Origin of the sequence: Bariatricus sp. SGI.019, assembly GCF_050315235.1 — a bacterium.
Lineage (GTDB): Bacteria > Bacillota > Clostridia > Lachnospirales > Lachnospiraceae > JAFBIX01.
In genome coordinates this window covers 1-15658 of sequence record NZ_JBNPOQ010000032.1, presented here as the reverse complement: position 1 = coordinate 15658, position 15658 = coordinate 1, and the positions used below count along the sequence as shown (strand labels likewise).

The 15658-nt window shown below is 41.6% G+C and carries 13 protein-coding genes and 1 riboswitch; all 13 genes read right to left on the bottom strand.

Going from position 1 to position 15658, the window contains the following annotated elements:
- Nucleotides 1-88: 88 nt before the first annotated feature.
- Nucleotides 89-640: a DUF3793 family protein gene (locus ACQRD1_RS13985; protein ID WP_235233037.1), complete on the bottom strand. Its 552-nt coding sequence runs from the start codon at nucleotides 638-640 to the stop codon at nucleotides 89-91.
- Nucleotides 625-930: a DUF2325 domain-containing protein gene (locus tag ACQRD1_RS13980; RefSeq protein WP_235233038.1), complete on the bottom strand. Its 306-nt coding sequence runs from the start codon at nucleotides 928-930 to the stop codon at nucleotides 625-627. The genes ACQRD1_RS13985 and ACQRD1_RS13980 overlap by 16 nt, the downstream gene beginning before the upstream one ends.
- A 204-nt stretch (nucleotides 931-1134) precedes the next feature.
- On the bottom strand, nucleotides 1135-2841 hold the full coding sequence (locus tag ACQRD1_RS13975) for an amino acid ABC transporter ATP-binding/permease protein (RefSeq protein WP_427787879.1): 1707 nt from the start codon (nucleotides 2839-2841) through the stop codon (nucleotides 1135-1137).
- On the bottom strand, nucleotides 2841-4613 hold the full coding sequence (locus ACQRD1_RS13970; protein WP_427787877.1) for an ABC transporter ATP-binding protein/permease: 1773 nt from the start codon (nucleotides 4611-4613) through the stop codon (nucleotides 2841-2843). The genes ACQRD1_RS13975 and ACQRD1_RS13970 overlap by 1 nt, the downstream gene beginning before the upstream one ends.
- Before the next feature lie 380 nt (nucleotides 4614-4993).
- Entirely contained in the window at nucleotides 4994-5539 is a 546-nt protein-coding gene (locus tag ACQRD1_RS13965; RefSeq protein ID WP_235233041.1) for a hypothetical protein, read from the bottom strand.
- 11 nt (nucleotides 5540-5550) lie between these two features.
- Nucleotides 5551-6753 carry a sirohydrochlorin cobaltochelatase gene (locus ACQRD1_RS13960; protein WP_427787875.1) on the bottom strand — a complete coding sequence of 401 codons (1203 nt, stop codon included), beginning with the start codon at nucleotides 6751-6753 and terminating at the stop codon, nucleotides 5551-5553.
- A gap of 231 nt (nucleotides 6754-6984) precedes the next feature.
- Nucleotides 6985-7173, bottom strand: a riboswitch (cobalamin riboswitch).
- 58 nt (nucleotides 7174-7231) lie between these two features.
- A complete protein-coding gene (locus ACQRD1_RS13955) occupies nucleotides 7232-9628 on the bottom strand; it encodes an ABC transporter permease (RefSeq protein ID WP_427787873.1) in 2397 nt (798 codons plus the stop codon).
- Nucleotides 9629-9642: 14 nt separating this feature from the next.
- Complete coding sequence (locus ACQRD1_RS13950; RefSeq protein WP_235233044.1) at nucleotides 9643-10359, bottom strand: ABC transporter ATP-binding protein; 717 nt, start codon at nucleotides 10357-10359, stop codon at nucleotides 9643-9645.
- Between the two features lie 198 nt (nucleotides 10360-10557).
- Nucleotides 10558-12102 carry an HAD-IC family P-type ATPase gene (locus ACQRD1_RS13945; protein WP_427787872.1) on the bottom strand — a complete coding sequence of 515 codons (1545 nt, stop codon included), beginning with the start codon at nucleotides 12100-12102 and terminating at the stop codon, nucleotides 10558-10560.
- Nucleotides 12103-12366: a DUF6110 family protein gene (locus ACQRD1_RS13940; protein ID WP_235233046.1), complete on the bottom strand. Its 264-nt coding sequence runs from the start codon at nucleotides 12364-12366 to the stop codon at nucleotides 12103-12105.
- A 209-nt stretch (nucleotides 12367-12575) separates the two neighbouring features.
- Nucleotides 12576-12710 (bottom strand): hypothetical protein, encoded by a 135-nt coding sequence (locus ACQRD1_RS13935; protein WP_268826494.1) that lies wholly within the window; start codon nucleotides 12708-12710, stop codon nucleotides 12576-12578.
- Between the two features lie 21 nt (nucleotides 12711-12731).
- The gene (locus tag ACQRD1_RS13930; protein WP_235233047.1) at nucleotides 12732-13745 is read right to left on the bottom strand and encodes an AAA family ATPase; all 1014 of its coding nucleotides are present in this window, start codon (nucleotides 13743-13745) and stop codon (nucleotides 12732-12734) included.
- Between the two features lie 14 nt (nucleotides 13746-13759).
- Nucleotides 13760-15118: a sodium:proton antiporter gene (locus ACQRD1_RS13925; RefSeq protein ID WP_235233048.1), complete on the bottom strand. Its 1359-nt coding sequence runs from the start codon at nucleotides 15116-15118 to the stop codon at nucleotides 13760-13762.
- Between the last annotated feature and the right edge of the window lie 540 nt (nucleotides 15119-15658).

Genomic DNA, 15658 nt, shown 5'->3' with positions numbered 1-15658 from the left:
GAAGAAGCTTTTAGAAGAATTTGATCTATAACTCTGAAGAAGCCGCCAATGGCGGCTTCTTCTTTCTAAATGCATGGCAGTTAACTATTCAAACAGCTACCGTCAGCCGTTCAATACTTCTTCCCTTTGCCCATTGTGTACAATACACATTCGTACATTTTTGATACTTTTCAAACTGTTTTTTTGCATTTTGTTCATCTCCGTATACTTTCCAGCATCCGATACATTTGTATCCGCATGCGCGATTTTCTATAAATCCACGTACATCCTCTGGCGGATACCCAAGAAAAAGTCCAATCTCATGCGGAAATTCTTCTGACTCATGCAATCGCTTACTCAGACGGACTACGCATTTATCGGAATCGTCTACAGAATATCCGTATTCTCTCAGGATCTTCGCTGCATCTTCTGCTGCCAGATCATTTTCCAGTTTATTCGGGCGATAAATATAGAGCAATACCCGGTCAGCAGACATTCGCAGCGGAATCACACGTACTCCCTTTGGTACCAGACGTCGATTCAGGGAACGTACAGCGGATAATAATTCTTTTCTATCTGAATACGGACAATTAAACACATTCCCTGTCTTTAATCCTGCTAATGTGGACGAACAATGACGGATAATCATCTCATCGGACATGCTGCTCCCTCCAGTCTTACATTTTCTTCCAGAATGCTCTTCAGAGCTGACATTGAACTTGTATGAGAACGAACAATCCGAACGTCTCTTCCTTTGGTCTCATTCAATGCATTGCGCACCATTTTATGTGATACTGTCCCCGTAAACAGCACCATCAAATCCGGATTCCCGATTCCTTTCAAGCTGCTCTTCTGCTTCGGATATACTTTCGCATCACATTGATATTCCTGACATAAATCTTTATACTTTCGAACCATACACTCATTTCCACCTATGATTACCACACTCATGTTCAGCATCTCCCTTCTTGGTTAGTAATGGCTAACCTATACTTTGAAAGAAAACGCCTTGCGGCTCAATCTTTCTTTAAATCACTTTTATACAGCTTTGTTAGTTCCAGCTAACTTATTATTTTATATAATAACTATCTTATGCTCCTGTGTCAATTCTTTTTGGTATCATTTCGTAATATCGATAATTTATCTCAATATTATTTAACAAATCCGTCCATTTTCCATCTCATAGATTACATCTGTCACATTCATCGTGGATTTTCTATGCGATACCAGCACCACCGTTTTATCCCCTCGGGATTCATGTAATGATTTTAGAATAATTCCTTCATTTAAGGAATCCAGATTACTGGTCGGCTCATCAAGAAGCATGAACGGCGCATCGTGAAGAAATGCCCTTGCAATCCCGATTCGCTGCTTTTCTCCGCCAGAGAGGGTATCTCCCAATTCACCAACTTCCGTATCGTAACCATTTGGCAACGTCATGATGAATTTATGGATAGAAGCTTTTTTTGCCGCTTCTATAATCTCTTCTCTGGAAGCCCCCGGTCTTCCGACTGCAATATTATTGGCAATGGAATCATGGAACAGATATGTTTCCTGCGTCACATAGGATTCCATATCCCGCAGATCTTTTGTATTAATCTCACGAATGTCCTTTCCGGAGATTCGAATATCTCCTTGGTCTGCATCCCAGAAGCGCATCAAAAGCTTTAGCAGCGTAGATTTACCAGAACCGCTCGCCCCGTGGATTCCCACAACCTTTCCTTTCGGGAGCTCAATGGAATAGTCTTCCAGAATCTGTTCTTCCTCATAGGCAAAGTCCACATGCTCTGCTTTTGCACCTGCAAATATAGTCTGTTCTTTTTCGGCAACTTCTTCAATCTGCGGTTCTTCTTCCAACAGAGAGAGAACACGCTCTCCACTGGCCAGTGTCTGATTCAGATTATTAGACAGGTTAGACAGTGCCGTCACCGGTCCAAAAGAACCCATCATAGCAATGACTGTTATTAGCATACTGTCAAAACTGACAATGCCTCTTTCATACTTCCAAAGCATGAAGAAGAGCATTCCAAAGGAGAATAACAAAATGGCCATATTCGTCAAGGATCCCTGCACTGCCTCATGACAGTTCAACTTCTTCTGCATCAGTCCCAGTTCCCTGGAACGATCATCAATCTGTTTCATTCGCTCTTCGCCCTTGTCATACTGGATTGTCTCGTCCAGTCCACGAAGGGAATCCAATATAAAACTGTTCAGCTCCCCGAAAGAATTCCGAAACTGCATCCCTTCCTCCGCTCCTTTCTTCCCGTTCCTGACCGGAATCACGGCACCGACTACTATATACCCCAGAAGTGCAAGTATACCTGCCGGTGCATACTGTGCACCGATAAAAAGAACCATAATCAGAGAAGTCAGAATTGCAATGGCAATCGGAGAGATTGTATGCGCATAGAAAACTTCCAGAAGCTCGATATCTGATGTAATGATAGAGATAAGATTCCCCTTATCTCGTCCTTCCAGTTTCGCCGGGCATAGCCTGCGAAGTGACGCAAATACTTTATGCCGAATGATTGCAAGCAGCTTGAATGCAATGAAGTGGTTACAATATTGCTCTCCATAATGAAGCACACCACGCAGAATAGCAAGAACAATCAGGATTGACGCTATCGTTCCAAATGACCGTGACGTGAAGAATCCCCCTTCAATCACGTCCACGTTTTGCCGCAGAATCTCTGACAATCCATATAACATTCCATACCCGGTAAGAATGGTTAAAAAAATGGCACACAGATATCCCAGCACTCCTAGTAGAATGGCAAGACTCATCAGCGGAAGCAACGGTTTCACTAATCCAATGAGTTGTCCCATAATCACAATACCTTTTCTTCGGTTTTTCTGCTCCATTACTCTGCCACCACCTTTCTGTCTAAATGTCCTTCTGACTGACTGATCGCGTGTCCATAGTATTCCAGATCTCGCTGATATCGGTATAAATCTGCATAAGCTCCTCCAGATTCCATCAGCTCCTTATGAGTACCAGACTGTACCACATGTCCCTTCTCCAACATATAGATTCGGTCAGATTCTACTACATTCGCAAGTCTGTGAGAAATGAGCAGGATTGTCTTCGTCTTCACCAGCCCCCGTATTACTTCCATAATCATCTCTTCGCTTTCCATATCAATATTGGACGTCGCCTCATCAAAGATATAGACCGGTGTGTCGTGGAGAAGCGCTCTTGCCAGCGCCAGTCTCTGGCACTGCCCGCCGGAGAAATTGCTTCCTCTTTCCAGGATAGGCGTATCCAGTCCTTGCTGTTCCTCCAAAAATCCTAACAAGTTGACTTTTTCCAACACTGCGTACATCTCTTCTTCTGATGCATCGGCTTTCCCCATCTTCAGGTTCTCACGGACTGTTCCTTTAAACAGATAACTATTGTGACTGACCAGAGTAATGTGATCCATCAAGCTCTTTTCTGAAACTTTCGAAAGTTCCTGGTCCTGGATAGTAATGCTGCCCCGATAGCCCTTGTTTCTTCCCATAAGGATAGCCGCAATGGTACTTTTTCCACAGCCAGAGGTTCCCACCAGAGAAGTGAAACTGCCGCCGCTCAATTCCACGGTCACACCTTCCAGAATATCCCTTTCTTCTTCATAGGCAAATCGCACATCCTCTAATTGGATAGTCGTCGTTTCTTTTCCAAGCTCAATCTCTTTCTCCTCCGGTTCCGGCAGATCCAATAGCGCAAAGATCTTGTCACTTGCCGCCATACCGTTCATAGCAATATGAAAAAAAGAACCCAGAAGCCGCAGCGGAATAAAGAATTCAGATGCCAGTAATATAATCATGAGTGCTCCACTGAAGCTTACATTCCCATTGATATATTCTGAAAGTGTCACGATCATACCGACTGCTGCGCCGCCATAGGCAATGATATCCATCACACTGGTAGAATTCAGCTGCATAGTCAACACTTTCATGGTAATCCGCCGAAATCTCTGAGATTCTTCATCCATCTCATCTGCTTTATCTGCATCAGCCTGATAGATCTTCAGAGTTGTCAATCCCTGCAGATTCTCCAGGAAAGAATCTCCCAGTTCTGTATAGATTCCCCAATATCTGTTTAATAATTTTTTTGCAAATTTCTGTACTGCCACGATAGAGATCGGGATTAGCGGAACACAGATCAAAAGTACCAGGCTTGCTTTCAGATTTACAAAAGCAAGGATAACAAAGAGCGTTATAGGAGCCAGCAGGCTATAGAATAACTGAGACAAATATTTTCCAAAATATGTTTCCAGCTGTTCCACACCTTCTGCTGCCATCTGTACCACTTCAGAAGTCGCAACACTTTCACGATAAGATGCTCCCAGTTTCAATAATTTCCCATAAATCTTCTCACGCAATATCCGTTTCACATCCACGCTCGCCTCATAAGAAGCATAGGATGCCTGTCTGTCACAGATCAGGCGCAATGAAATGGCAATAAGAATCACGATACCGTATAAAAGCAGCTGATTCTTTGTGATCGCATCAAACAATGCACTCTCCAAAAGCATGGAAGCAACATAGATCATCACTACCTGGCATAACAGGGATATCCACTTCCATACGACCTGAAACACAATATATTTTTTTGCATGAGATAACAGTTTGACCAGCCTTGTTTTTATCATGTTTTGTAGTTTCCTTTCTTTCACGATTCTGTTCTTCTGAATAATAATGGTTTTCACCGGCTATTTGAATTAGTGCTCACTAACCGTAATTCAAAAAAAGAAGCCTCAGTTTGAGGCAACTAACTTATATATATCATTTTATTACACAAACTGTCAATTACTTTTTTCAACAAACTGCTTCTGTTTTAAACTTCGCACAATAAAAAAGACTTGAGGCACATCAATCCCCAAGTCTCTTCTTCCTATTGTTTAGACAAAATTACGATGAAGCAGTTCGTGCTCTTTTCCTTTTAAAGAGTATGCTCTCCCTGTTCAAAAGACGGATAAGGATAAAGTTCCAGATCGTCCAATATTTAACTGCTTCAAAGTCATTTTTCGTTTTACTCACCTTCAACCGGTTCTGGATTGGAAACACTGACTTTGTGATCATACCAAGTTCCTTTTGTTCCTACTAACGCAAGATCAAATTCTTCATCCAATGCCGGGACTGGAATATCGAATCCATACACTTCTTCTGTCGTGCCATCACTATACGTCACAGTATCTTCCGTAGGCTCCAGAAGTTCTGCCCCATCTTTCTGAGCATCTTCAGCAAGCCCAGGATAGAGATTCAGTATATTCTTTGATACCAGAGAAACATGTATTGTCATTTTTCCATCTTTTACCGTCAAAGTACCTTTTCCTTCACAGGCTTCATTGGCATGAAACATTCCGCTGTCTGTATTAAAATCTGCGGAATAAGTACCATCCTCTATTCCAGCATCTGCTTCACTGCTGCTCTCTGTATCTACATCCTCTTTTTGGTCTGTTTCTTCTACCTGTTCTTTTGCATCCGTATCCTGAGTATCATTCTTTCCAGAACATCCAAATACAAGCGCAGATGAAAGCAAAAGTATTCCAAGAACTGCGATTACCCTTTTCTTCATTTTCATAACTCCTACTCGCCAATTACTGCTTTAGCATGTGCTACATAAAGATTCTGAATCGCTTCAATCTCTCCGAGACCTGCAATCTGTGTATCTACGCTGTCAAATTCTCCGGAAGCATTAAACATGCTCTTCCAGGAGTCATCATCGTCTCCTGCCATATCATTATTAGCGTGGTCTCCTGCAACAACCATCAAAGGACGAAGGATTACTTTCTTATATCCTGCCTGGGCAACTGCATCTATAACAGCTTCACATGCCGTTTCTTCCGGTTCGCCTTCTACCGTTCCGATAAATACATTGTCATATCCGAGGTCATTCATCTGTGTCTGCATCTGGCTATAAGATACTTTTGCAGTATGAGAGGTACCGTGTCCCAAAAATACAAATGCAGCGCCATCTTCTTTTGCAGCATCCAGGCTGTCATATCCTGCTGTTTCCACTGCCTCAGAAGTAATCGCTTCAGCAACCGCTTCTTTATCAGCATTGATAACCGTTGCATCTTCTCCGACTTCTCCAAGCAAAGGCTCTGCAACTTTTACAGATTCAAACTGATCCTGGTAAGCTTCTACAGATTCCATCAGCTCATCGTATTCTGCGCCATGCATCAGATGCGTCGGCTGTACCACCAGATTTTTCACTCCATTAGAAACTGCACGTTCCAATGCCTGATCCATATTATCAATACATTCCTCATCTCTCGCCTGAATATGGTTAATAATGATCTGTGCCGTAAATGCTCTTCTTACCGACCAGTCAGGATATGCTTCCTGAAGTGCATCTTCGATTCCCTTAATATCAGCCACACGACTGTCATTAAAAGAGGTTCCAAAGCTGACTACGAGGATCTCATTTTCACCAATATCATCCTGATTACGAGGATCATCTTTGGATGCATCGCCTGTATCTCTTCCAAAGTAATCCGGATCTGCATTTTCCCCTTCTACCAATTCCTTCTGCTCATCTGTCAGTGCGTCCCATGCCTCTTTGGCTTCCTTGCACTGTTCATCCGTTTCATCTGTTCTCTCCTGCACATAGATGGCATCAATCAATGCAGCTACTTCATCTGCCGCTTCCTGATCAGCATCTGTCTCTACTTCTTCAGTTTCCTCCGCCGTTTCGGATGTCTCCTCACTGCTGCTAGAACATCCGGTCATTACCAGAGCACTTACCATGGAAACTGCCAGCAAGATTGCTACTACTCTTTTCTTCATCTTGTTCCTCCTTCTTATTTCTGGTCCATTTCCGACAAAAGGATATAACGGCAGTACTTATGAGGGTATAATGACTTAAAGCCAAAAAACGTCCTTTTTCCATAAAATGGTAAAAGGACGTAATACTGACATAATCAAACAACACTTCCGGCAGATACAGACACTGCCAGAAATGTAATATCTCCATTATAATCGGTTGCGACCAGTTACTCGTGATCTGTGGGCATATCCCACTCCGTTTTTCAATAGGCAGGTCTCCTGACTTACGGATCCACATCCAAGGCCGCCTTCCCAATTGCTCAGTGACTTATCTGGCCTTGCACTCCTCGCTTACAGTGACGAGTTCGTACAGGATTTGCACCTGTTTCCCTTTTCATCAGACAATCCATGATTGTCTGAACCTATCGAACATACCTTATCACACCCGAATAAAAATGTAAAGTCTCTGAAATTGTTTTTTAATATCTATGGTTATTGACTACTCCACATTTTTTAATGCCTCTTCCATCGGAATCTTTCGGATTCTTCTGAAATCCAGTATTATTACTATCAGGTATCCAAGAAGAACGAAGGAAAACATCTTCACATAGCCCATTGGCTCTATCGTAAAGGCAAACCATCCATTATATTTAAACATAATGATTTTCCATGCCTGTTTCATTACCGTAGAACCTAATATTACACTTATGGTATCCGCCACAACCACTACCATTGTTGTAGATAGCAAATATAGGCTTGCGATCTCACGGTTTTCATAACCAAGAATCTTCGCCATGGAGATTGCCGTTTCGTTCTTTTCGATAATAAGCTTTGTCAATAGATAAATCAGCACTGCAGATAACAGGATACACAGAATCTGAAAATACTGCATATAGGCTCCCATAGAATGATCTAACTGGTCGCACATTTTCGTAATATCCTCTTTCGTAATAACTGTCGCGATTTTATCTTCTTCGATATCGGTAATCTCTGTGTCTGAGATATATCCGGTGAACTCCTCCTTGCCCAGTTCAAATAAAGAACGATATTTTTCAATCGGAAGGAAAACTGCAATACTCTGACATTTTTCATAAATTCCTGATACTTTAAACTGATACTGCTTATGTTCATATTTTTCATCCAGCTTAATGATATCTCCCACCTTCAGGTTATACTTCTCACTGAATGGTCGTGAAAGGTACACTTCATTTTCTTCAAGTTCTGATAAGTTTTCAATCTGGATATATCTGCTGTTATCCCGAATGCCATAAATGGACACTTCTTCATCCAATTCATCCCCTGTCTTCTTTAATGCTTTCATACAGAATTCCTCTACGTCCTGATTATCTGTATGAATCATTTTCCCTTCCTCATCTTCACAGGATTTCAATACATATTGGTACTTTGCAAACATCATATCTTCTGCATTGTCCTGATAGTAATTCAAGGTAGACGGCATTCCGACTGCCATAGCCAGCATAACCATAATAAAGAAAATGCCCGCAAAAAGAACAGCATAATCAGGCATGTTCTGGAATATGATACGCAGACGGAATCTGCTAAAAAACTTCCACTTCGGGAGCCTTACAGTTTTCTTTCGTTTTGACTTTTTCAGATCACACCGTAAAAACTGAAGTGGTGTATGCTGCATCATGCGAATAATCACTAACAGATTTATCACAAACATCAGGAATACTGGTATTACAGTCGTCTTAACAAACGCATCCGGGTTCCATATTGTTTCATAGGTTGGAAGACTGTAACTGTTATAATACATAGATACCACAACATCCTTAAAGACTGTATACCCCATCAGATTGCCCACAATTGCTGCAATCATAGTTACAATCACAGGTATTGCCAGATAATGCCTCACAAGCTCACCCTTTGTATATCCGGATGCCCGGAGGGTACCGATTGTCTGTGATTCTTTCATAATAGTATTGCTGATAGTAACCGCAAAGATAAAAGCAATAATCACGATCAGGATATCCAGAAGCACTCCGCCCATCGCTTCATCTGACCCCATATCATCCGTCGCAAAATTGATTGCCGGGTTCGCATAACGGGGAACATAATCCTGAAGCTCATTCTCATGCACGACCGTCTGGGTAAGCAAAGCTTTCATGAAATCATCGGATTGCTTCTTTTCTTCTATCTCATCTGCGTATTTCTGTTCATATTTCCATGCATATGTATAGTGGATTGAACCAGAGAGACGTCCAAAGCCATCCTTCGTTACCATAGCCACATTAAACTTCAGTGCATCAAACATTAGATCCGTACTTTTCTCATGAAGCGTAGAGTAATTTACATAGGCAATCAGCCCTGTAACATAATAAGACTGCCCACTGACAGTAATCGTATCTCCTACCTGAATTCCTGCATTGTCCGCATGCATCCGATCAACAGCAATCTCATCTTCCGTCTCCGGGAAACTTCCTTCCATCAGGCAGGCCTGATTGATCTCTTCTGTTCTTTCATACACTCGGATGGTACCATCGGACTTTCCGTCATTATCATGATCTTCATCCTCATTCCGGTAGAAATTCTCATATACAGTTACAGGAACTGCTGAAAAATCTGAGTCATCCAGTTCCATTTTGGCTTGATCCGGATAAAACTGTTTCACATCAGCTTTTTCCCCGGCTTCAATCGCACGGATCAGCTCCTGATCTGCCTTCTGATCTAGTTCAAAATGTCCGTCCTCCAGATGATACTTCTCTTTCCCCTCCGCAGCAGCCTGCATCATACTTCCATTGGCAACATACATGCCTGATACAAACCCAATGGTAAGGATTAGGAACAATGCAACAACCAGATATTTTTTCCAGTCCCTTTTTAGCTCTCGAACAATTCTCTTGCAAAGCGGATTTCTCATCTTTCCGTCTTTCATCTCTGCCACGCTCCTTACCATTCAAGATCTACTGCTGAAATTTTGTTTGTATTTTTTTCATTATGACGCACTTTTCCATCCCTTAGTTTAATCACATGATCTGCCATGTTTTTAATAGCTTCATTATGCGTAACTATGATAATCGTATTTTTATATTTTTGATTAATATCCTCGATCAGCTTCAGGATTTCCTTGGAAGTACTATAGTCCAATGCTCCGGTGGGCTCATCACAAAGCAGGATGTCCGGATTTTTCACAATGGCCCGTCCAATCGAAACCCTCTGCTGCTGTCCGCCGGAAAGCTGGTTCGGGAGCTTATGACGGTGTTCATAAAGTCCCAGAGTATGTAACAGATCATCAATATCAAGCGGATGGTCCGACAGATATGCACCCACTTCGATATTTTCTTTTACGTTCAGATTGCTGATCAGGTTATACATCTGGAACACATACCCCAGATGCTTCCTGCGGTACTGTGTCAAATCCTTTTCAGCCATATCTTCCAATTTATCACCGTGAATGGAAATATATCCGGAATCAGCACTGTCGATTCCTCCAATAATATTAAGAAGCGTGGATTTCCCTGAACCGGAAGGCCCCAGCAAAACACAGAACTCTCCTTTTGCAACCGAAAAATTCATCCCACACAGGACCTCCTGACGAGTATCCCCGCTTCCAAATCCTTTTTTCAAATCTACAATTTCTAAAAAATTTCTTTCTTCCTCTGACATAACTTTTCCCTTCTCAGTCTTCGCTTTTCTTATTTTGTTATTTCAAAATATATCCTTTCATTCCTCTTATTAGTTGTATTTAATCACAATTAGTATATTTTAACTGCATCTTTATTGTCAACATACACCTGGTTTATCAAAAAAATTTCTCGTTAACAAATAAAAAAGGCGATTTGATCAAACCGCCTTTTTTGTTTATTACTCTTTTCTTTCTTCTATTAATAAATTCTGCATACTCTGCAAACTGATTGTCAAAGTGGAAATATTATGAAGCATCGCTGCTACTGTTGGCTGCATTACCCCACCAATCCCCATTAGAATTAGCACTGTGTTAATTCCCACAATCTTACGATAATTCCTCTGGATTCTTTTCATCAATGCATTGCTCAATCTTTTTAATCTCACAATCTGATAAAGATCATCTGCCGAAATGGTTATGTCAGCAATCTCTCTGGCAAGTTCTGCACCATCGCTGATCGCAATTCCTACATCTGCTGCAGACAATGCCGGAGAATCATTCACGCCATCTCCTACCATAAGCACCTTCCTGCCGGATGCTTTTTCGCGTTCTACAAAACCTGCCTTATCAAATACAATGGTCTGTGCCTCGGCAACAGCTTCCAAGTATTTACCGCCTTTTACCGTAATATCATGATTGCCGGCCTGTCGGATTGCTGACAGCACTGTAATCGGCATTGCAAGCTTTAAGGCACAGGAAAAGTCCACCATCAGAACAGATAACGCTTTGGTAACATTTCTCGTCAGAAACCAGGCAGCAATCGTTCCAGCCAGAGTAACTGGTACCAGCCTGTCTGCCAGTTTCTCTGCTTTCCCTTCCACAGATGATTTCAGCTTCTCTGATTCCTCAATCATTGTTACAATCTTTTCATACCGTGATGACCCCGAAGCTTTCCTGACCATAAAGGTAATCTCCCCTTCTTCCAGTACACTGCCGGCATAGACATATCCGCCCTTTTCACGATGTACTGGGAGCGGCTCTCCCGTAAGGGAGGACTGATTTACCATTCCCTCTCCTTCTGTCACAAGACCATCAAAAGGAATGATGTTTCCCATATGGACAATAACCTGATCTTCCTCTTTGACCTGGCGTGAATCAATCAAAATCTCCTGTTCTCCACTCTTAACCCATACCTTCGATACATTCAGCGACATACTGCGCGCCAGGTCACTTACTGACTTTTTATGGGTCCATTCTTCCAGTGTCTCTCCAACTCCTAAAAGAAACATAACCGAACTGGCCGTATCCATATTACCGCGTAAGATGGATACTCCGATTGCCGTAGCATCCAACACGGAGACCTCTAACTTTCTTTTGGCAAGGCTCTTTATGCCTTCTTTCAGATAATGCAGAGATCTGGCTGTTGTCCAGACTGCCCGCACCGGATATGGAAGAAGCATTTTACCTGCATAATGTAAAGCCACTTTACTGATCAGTCTTTCCTTGTATGTGCGATTCAATTTTCTTCCAGAATTAGCGGGCACCGTCTCCGGAACTTCCACAGACTCATACCAGAATTTTCTAATTGCCTGAATCACAGCTCCTTTTTCTCCGGTAAAGCAAACGCAGGCATCGGCCGTCCGTTCATATACCTTTGCCTGCGTGACGCATTCCAGCGTATTCAGATAATACAAAAGCGTATCTGCCTCTGTACAGGACATACGCTTTTGATCTACATGAATACGGATTCTTCCTGGAATCTCATGCTTAATTATAAATCTCACTTATTCTGCCTCTGCCTGTACACAGGCTTCTGCTTCATTATCACGTTTCTCATTAATCTGCTTTGCCTCTGCCAGTATATCCTCTGCATTCTCCTGAACTGTATCAACTGTCTTCATCACACAGTCTTTTGCACGAAGGACTGCTGCAGTACAGCTTGTATATACTTTTTTGGCATCTCTGCTGGAAAGCACTTTCACTCCTGCTGTTCCAAACAGCACCCCGCCTGCAAAAATACCAAGATTCTTTAATTTAAAAATATCCATGACTCATCCTCCATTCTTTTGTATTGTGCTCAGTTATTTGTGTTTCTTTCCAGTATAAAATAACATACCAAGACAGAACACCATGGCCCATGCCCAAAACTTATGCTGCTTCAAAAAGATCACCTCGTTTTATCTGAAGTTTCCTTTTATCATACTCTTTCGTGGAGTCATAGTCAAAACCGAAAAGCCTTATTGAATTATTTTATCAATTACTGCAGGATTTTCTTTCTAATTGTTTCTATCGTCTGATTAGAAAGCCCATTTTCTTTCAACAGCGCGATATAATCTTTCTCATGGGCTTCTTTCAAAAATGCTTCCATTGGAATTCTCTTATACTCCTTCATAAGTCCATTCTCCTAAATCCCTTAATGATTCATATTCTGGTTCAACATACGTTCAATGATATCTACCGATTCTTCAATTCCATAACTTGCACTGTTAAAGCAGATATCATAGTTCATCGCATCCCCCCACTTGAGTCCGGTATAATAGTGATAGTATTTCTCGTGCCTGCGATCCTGTTTCTCCAACAGACGTCTTGCCCTTTTATAATCCAGATTATTTACTTCCATGATGCGGTGAACTCTCTGTTCAAATGGTGCAGTAATAAATATACTGATATGTGGAATATGGTTATTCGCAAGGATCACATCCGCACACCTTCCCATCACGATAAAATCTTCTTCCTTTGCCATCTTACATAACAGATCACTCTGATTGAAGAAAATAGCATCCTCTTTCGTAAGGCCATGATATCGGTCGAATTCTCGGATCTTATTTCTCCATCCCTTGACAGAATTAAAACCTCGCTGATATTTGTTCTGTATAATTTCTGTTCCAAGATCTGCCACATCTCGGATGGAATCTTTTTCTACTTCCAGTCTTCGAAGTACTTCTGTAAATATCTCCACATCATAATAGTTAATCCGCAGCGCATCGGCCAGTGCAAACCCGATATCATTTCCCGCACTTCCCTGGCTTCGTCCGATACAGATGATCAGATGATCGTCTTTTGAAAACTTCTGCCGCAGATTGGACGTATTGAGTTTCGCACGATTCTGATCCACAATCTCTCCCTGTCCGAAACTGGTCGGAAGACTCTCTACTTCCTTTAAGATGTCGTCATATTTTTTCATGACACGTGATTTATCCTGAGGATTGCGGATTGTGCGGGCCATATTACTGATCAATGCCAGTTCACTTCTAAGAAGATGACCCTGCGGTCTGGTGCTCATTAAGTTTGCCAGATTCTCTACACAAGTACGTCTGTCTCCGGTAAATGTTCGTCCCAGAGAAGATCCCACGCATTCATACACTTCAATATCCAGATCGTAGATACGTTCCGCAAGTTCTATACATTTTTTTCGATTATCCTGCATTTTTCTTCTCCTCCCTACCAAAAGAATATCAAGGTATCCAAAAGAAATACCGGTACCAGATACGCAATTGACCACAACATGTAACCAAAGAACGACGGCATTCGGATACCATTTTCATCCGAAATAGACTTGACCATAAAGTTCGGTGCATTTCCGATATAAGTATTGGCTCCCATAAATACCGCACCACAGGAAATAGCTGTCAACATTCTGACCGGCACAGTTCCCACAGAAGTTAAGATACCATTCTGGTATCCCAATGCCCCTGCCGTGGTCAAAAATACCAGATATGTTGGTGTATTATCCAGAAAACTTGACAGTGCTCCCGTTGCCCAGAACATCTGCATCGGCTCTGTAAGTCCCAGGTCAGCTCCCTTTGCTTTCAGTATCATAAGTGCCGGCTGCATCGTAATAAAAATACCGATAAACAGCACTGCTACTTCCTTAATCGCACCCCAGGTAAAATGGTTTCTGATACGTATATTTGAATCTGTCGTTTTAAATGATAAAAATGCTGCGAGAAGAATAATCCCAATCTCGATCAGCGCAGGAAATCCAAGTGTCACCTCTCCCAGTATATGAATTCCTTTCTCCGTTCCATCCGCATTCTGGAACGCAGACAAGCCCGGAAGCACGCCACTTAATATCACAGCTCCCACGATCATTGCCACGAAGATCAGATTGTGAAGTCCATCTATATGAAAATTAGTCCCTGGTTTACTGATATCCGGTTTCAGCCCGCGTGCAATATCCTTACGATATGCTCTCATATCAAGATGATAAAATACAAACAATAAAATTATCATATTAAAGATTAAGATTTTAAACAAGTGCAAACTCCAGGAAAAAGGAACACCACGCATAAATCCCATTAACAGCGGAGGATCTCCAATCGGGGTCAGACAACCTCCCATATTGGATATCAGAAAAATAAAAAATATCATAATATGGCTTTTCCGCCTGCGCCAGGAATTCATTTTAATAAAAGGACGAACTAACAGCATGCTGGCTCCAGTCGTTCCGATCAAACTGGATAAAAGCGTGCCAATTGCCAGAAGACCTGTATTAATACGCGGAGATCCTGCGAACTCTCCTTCTACCGTAATATTACCCGCAACACAGAACAGACCAAATAATAAGATAATGAACGTCAGATAATCATTCACTACGCACTCCAGCACTGTCTGTGCCGATTCAAAAGCACCGTATGTTACTGTAAAAGGTATTATAAATAAAAGCGACCACGCAATCACCACTAATGGCTGGTTCTTCTCCCACCAATTCGGCTTTATCAATGGCATTACTGCAATACTGAGCAACAGCCCTGCGAAAGGTATGCAGAGCCAGATTGGAACTGATGTAATTCCTTCCATGTATATCACCCTCCTGATTCACATTCTGCTTCTTTCATTAACAACTTAAATCTACCGCAGAACATTATACCACTTTCTTCTGTTCTGTCTACATCTAATCGTTATTTTTCTAACGGACTCTTTTTTGCAAATAAAAGACAATAAATGCACTTATCTGCCTGACAGCAGATAAGCAGCATTTATTGTCCCCAAGCTTTTGCATGTTTTAAAATATATCACGTATAATTTTTATTTGTCAAGTATCTTATGTATCTATTTCACAATAATAAAGCTTATGATTCTCATATATATTGGTGGATATTATATTTCCTTTATAATCTCAATGATATCTGACACCAGTACCGGGCAAAAATTCATAAGGAGCCCTGAATCCAGTACTTTTTCGAATTCTCCCGGCTGGGATATATCGTGTCCCAGTAGTTCCACACTTTTGCAGTTAGTTATGAACTGATATAGCTCGAAAGCTTTATAGAATAAGGCTTCCGAGCATTTTTTATTTTATATTTTTAACTTTTATATATAGCGTTTTATAACGTTTCA